Annotated in this window: 2 protein-coding genes; both read right to left on the minus strand. The window is 75.7% G+C overall.

What is annotated here, in order from left to right; translation table 11 throughout:
* A partial coding sequence (locus tag ABT336_RS26795; RefSeq protein WP_350900292.1) for a TIGR02679 family protein occupies positions 1 to 1,117 on the minus strand: 1,117 nt, incomplete at its 3' end.
* Entirely contained in the window at positions 1,110 to 4,916 is a 3,807-nt protein-coding gene (locus ABT336_RS26800; protein WP_350900294.1) for a TIGR02680 family protein, read from the minus strand. The genes ABT336_RS26795 and ABT336_RS26800, both read right to left, overlap by 8 nt.
* Between the last annotated feature and the right edge of the window lie 10 nt (positions 4,917 to 4,926).

Below are 4,926 nucleotides of genomic sequence, written 5' to 3' on the forward strand. Positions count from 1 at the left end.
CCGCGATCACCGCCCGGTAGTCCTCGGCCCGGTAGCGCCACGGCTGCCACGGCACCCGGGCGTGCAGCAGGTTCGCGATCCGCAGCCCGCCCCAGTCGAAGTCGCCGTGGTACCGCAGCGCCGCTCCGGCGCCGGTCAGCGCGGTCAGCAACCGCAGTGCGGCGGTGCTCGGCTGCCCCGCGACGCAGACCAGCGGCGGGCAGCCGGACCCGAACCGGTCGGCCGCCGCCGCCAGCACGGTCGGATTCTCGCAGACGAACACCGGTACCGCCGCGAAGTGCGGCTCGTCGCGGGTGAGTTGCCGCAGGGTCAGCACCACCGGTTCACCGGCTGCTGCGGCGGACCCGGCGAGGCGGTGCAGCCGGCACCCGGGCAGGGTCGGCAGGTTCAGTGCCAGCACCGTGGAAGACAGTTCGTCGAGGAGCACCCCGGCAGCGAACCAGAGCATCCGGCGCTGCGCGGCCGCCGACTCCGGCAGCGGGCCACTCCCCCACCAGCAGGACCGGATCGCCGAGCGAACCAGGGTCGCCAGTGGCCGGTCCGGGTCGAGGGCGTGCGCGTCCCCGGTGGTCCGGGCCGCGAGCCGCGCCAGCGGCTCCCGGCCGGCCGGGAGCACGTCCAGCACGGCGACCAGGTCAGCGGTGAGCCGGGTCGCCGTCTGCGGGGTACCGGCCAGCCGGCGCAGCAGGGCGGTCGTGCCCGCGTCGGCACACCAGGGGGCCAGTTCGGTGCGGCGCTCACCGAGCGCGGTCAGCGGTGCCAGCGCCGTCCGCAAGGACACCGCCTCGGCGGCCCGCAGGTCGGCGAGGACCGGCACCGTTCCGGTCAGGGTCTGCACGGCGGCGGCCAGCCCCGCCGGGTGCAGTCCGCTGCGCCGCAGGACCCGGTCCAGCTCGTCGAGGTTGACGGTCAGGCTGCCGCCCCGCCCGGGCGGGCGACCCAACAACCCTTCCACCGCCCGGCGTTCCTCCGGGGTGGGTTCGGCGAGCGTCAGGCTCCCGGCCAGCGGCTGCCCCCGGGCGATCCGGCGGCGCAGCCGGAGGATCAGCCGGGCGGTGGCCGGCCCGCCGAGCTGGCGGCGCAGCCGGTCCGGATCACCCAGGGGTGGGTCACTCACCCGGCCCCCACAGCGCGGGTTGGCCGTCACCGGACTCCGACGTACCCGAGGGACCGCCGCCCTCGGCTGGCTCCGGACCCCGCGGCTTCGGCGTCCGCTGTTCGGGCCGGAGGGTCTGCCGCCGCTGCCGGCCGTCCCACCGCCACGGCGTGACCAGCACCGCGTCGATGCCGTCGTGCCGGGACAGTTGGGCGATGCCGAGGCCGGGCACCTGGGGGTAGCAGCCCCACTCCCGCTCGCTGGTCATCACCACGTCCAGGTCGAAGGTGGCCAGCAGACCGAGGCACTTCGCCCGGGAGTCGTCGTCGACCCCGGCGAAGGCCTCGTCGAGGGCGATCAGCCGGGGCGCGTGCGGATTGCCGGCGGACCCGTAGTAGGAGGAGGCGGCGGCGAACAGCGGGATGCTCGCGGCCAGCACCCGCTCACCACCGGAGGCCGGCCCGGCTGCGGGACGCCACTGCCCGTCCTGGTACCGCTGGATGACGAACTCGTGCCAGGCGCGGTAGTCCAGGGCTCGGGTGAGCTGCTCGGTCCAGGTCGCCGCGTCGTCGCGCAGCCGTTCCCGGTCGATCTGCTCCTGCAGGAAGGCCCCCACCATCCGACGGTCCTCGTCGTTCCAGACGTCGGTGCTCTGGCGCAGCTGCCGGCCACGCAGCTCGGCCAGCCCGGCCGGGGCGTCCCGGGTCGGCCGCCACAGCAGCCGCAGCCGCATGCCGGTGGAGGTGGGGCGGGTCTGCAGCTCGGCGTTCATCTCGTCGACCTGCCGTTCCGCCCCGACGATCAGCTCCTGCAGCGCCCCGGCGACCTCGTTGACCAGGTGGGTCTCCAGCACCTCGCGTTCGTGCGCGGAAAGCACCCGCTGCCGTTCTGCGATCTCGTCGACCAGGGCGGCGGCGAGGTCGGCCACCGTCCGCGGGTGCCCCTGGAAGATCACCTCGACCACCATGGTCTCCTCGCGCACCATCGGCAGCACCTGGTGCCCGTGCCGGGAGAGGCTGTCGGTGAGGGTCTTCATGTCCGTGCTGACCTGCTGCTGCAGCCGGTCCCAGCGGCGGTCGTCGTCCTCGGTGTCGGCGAGGGACCGTTCCGCCGCCCGGGCGAGGGTCACCGCCGGGGTCGCCGCCCACGGCTCGGTGACCGCCGGCACCTCCAGGTCCGGGCAGGCCAGGCCGACGAGGCCGGTACCCGCGAAGGCCCGCAGCCCCTCCACGGCCTGGTCACGGGCGCGGGTCACCTCGTCGAGGGTCTCCCGCAGCCGGGTGCGTTGGCCCTGGGCGTCACCCCGGGCGTCGCGGGCGCTCCTCTCCTGGTCGCGGGCCCGCTCGCTGTCCCGCCCGCACCGCTGACGTTCCTCGGCCACCTCGGCGATGCGCCGGTGGAGTTCGGCGACGGAGTCCCCGGCGGTCGCGTCCAGGGTCTCGAACTCGATCCGGGCGGTGGTCGCCGCCGACCGCGCCTCCTCCGCCTCGACGGCGGCCGGGGTCAGCCGCTCCAGCCACTGCGCGTGCTCCCGGTCGGCTTCCTCCCGGCGGGCGGTCGCGGTCCGCAGCCCGGTCAGGGTCGGCCACCAGGCGGCCAGGGCGACCCGGTACGACTGCAGCCCGTCGCGGACCTCGGCCACCTCCTCGGGGTCGTACGGCAGGTCGACGTCGCCGGCGAACTCGGTCGCCTCGGTCAGCGCGGCCTCGGCGTCGGTCAACCGCTGGCGCAGCCGCCCGTCGGCCTCGGCACGCCCGGTGACGATGTCCCGCCGATGCTGGTGGGCGCCCCGCACCAGGGTGTGCGCCTCGCGCAGCGGCTGCTCTGAGGGCAACGCCTCGACCTCGGCGGTGACCTGCTCGCGCCGCCGCCGCAGCTCCTCGCGGCGGGTCGTGACGGCCGCCAGCTCCGCCGTCAGCTCGTCGGCCTCCCGACGCAGCTGCGCGCCGCGCATCCGGCGGTACGCCTCCCGGGCCCCCTCGCCAATGTGCTCGGCCGCCGTTTTGGTCCACCGCCCGGTGAGGATGCCGTTGCCGAAGCTGCCGTCGGTGTCCACCCAGGTTGCCGCAGCGGATCCGGGACCGAGGCCGATCGCGGTGAGCACCGCCGTCACCGTCTCCTCGGTCGGCGTCGCCCCACTGCCGTCGACCCGGTCGATCGCCGGTCGCAGCAGACCACCCAGGTGGGCGCTGACGGGCGGGCCGGGCCGCAGCAGGGTGTCCCCGGTGACCGGGTCGCGCAGTGCGCCCTCCGGGTCGACCCAGGCGTCCAGGATTCCCGCCGCCTCCAGGGCAGCCTCGATCCCAGGCCGCTGCTCCGGCGGCACCTCGGGAACGAAGTCGACGACCCGCCACAGGGGCGCGCCGGGTCGGTCCGTGCGTACCCCATCGGCCCTGGTGTACGGCGCGGGCGGCGGCCGGTGCCGCCCCTGCCCCAACTCCCGCAGGTCGGCCTCGATCCGGTCCAGCTCACGGCGGGCGGTGCGCTGCTCGGTCTCGGCGGCGGCGTCGGCGCGGGTGAGCGCCTCGGTGGCGGTGCGGGCGGCGTGGGCGGTCTCCCGGCGGGCCGGGTTCTCCCCGACCAGCCCGTCGGCCCACAGCTCCAGGGCGGCCAGCACCGCCTCGGGGTCGTCGACCCGCAGCTCGACCAGCCCGGTGAGGTGCTTCCCGGTCTGCCGCACGAGCAGCTCACCGGCTTCGGTCACCGCCGACTCGACCGCCTCGACCCGCAGGTCGGCGGCGGCGAGTTCGCCGTCGAACCGGTCGACGTCCGCGCGGGCCCGGTCTGCCACCTCACGGGCCCGGTCGGCGGCGTCCCGCAACCGGTCGAGGGTACGGAGCGCGGTCGTCCGCGACGCGATCAGCTCCTCGGCGGCGGCGGTCGCCGCCGCCACCCCCCGGTCCAGGGCCGGCAACACCCGGCGGGTGTGCCCGTCGGTCAGCCGAGCCGCGTCGGTGTCCCGCCGTACCCGGTCCCGGGCCGTCTCCTGGTTCTGCCCCGCCCGCTCCAGATCCCGGGCAGCCTCCTCGGCCACCCGTTGGGTCCGCGCGACGTCCGCCCGCAGTTGGGTCAGCCGCTGTTCCTGCTGCCGGGCCAGCCGCGCCCGCTGTTCGGCGAGCTCCCGCAGCCGCCCCAGGTGCTCGGCGGTACGCGCCTCGGGGCTCTCCCGCAGGGCCTGCCAGCGGGTGTCCAGTTCCCGGGACCGCCGGGTCAGCTCCTCGATCCGCTTCTGCGCCGCCGCCAGCTCCGCGTCGGCCTCGTCGTAGGCCCGCTGCGCCTCGGTCAGGTCCCGGCTGAGCTGCTCGTACCGGTTGTGCTGTTGCCGCAGGACGGCGGCCCGCCGGCGGGTGGCTACCCGGGCGTACTGGCGGTAGCGGGTGAGGAACTCATCGGCCGCCCGGTGGGTGTCCGCCAGGTCCCGTAGGGTTTCCCGCTCGTCGTCGAGGCTGCGGAAGGCCTCGGCGACCTGGGTGATCAGGTTCTCGTTCAGGGGCGTCAGGGCATCGCCGAGGGCCCGGGAGAGGCTCTTCTCGTCCGGCCGCTTCGAGAGCTGCGGCTGCCGCAGCCGGATCAGCAGGGAGATCAGTGCGTCGTACCGGCTGCCCAGCCCGAACAGCGCCTCGTCCACGGCCCGGCGGTAGTCGACCGCCCGGTCGTAGAGTCTCCCCTCGACGCCGAGCGCCTCCCGCAGCCGCTCCCGGGCCAGGGCGGTACCGGTCGGGCCGACCAGGGCGAGGTCCCCCCCGACCCCCTGGCTCGTTACCAAGAACCAAATCCGCGCCAATACCCGCCCGGCCCCCCCCAACAACACACACCCCAACGAGAGAAAA

This window comes from Micromonospora sp. NPDC000207 (assembly GCF_040300925.1).
Lineage (GTDB): Bacteria > Actinomycetota > Actinomycetes > Mycobacteriales > Micromonosporaceae > Micromonospora.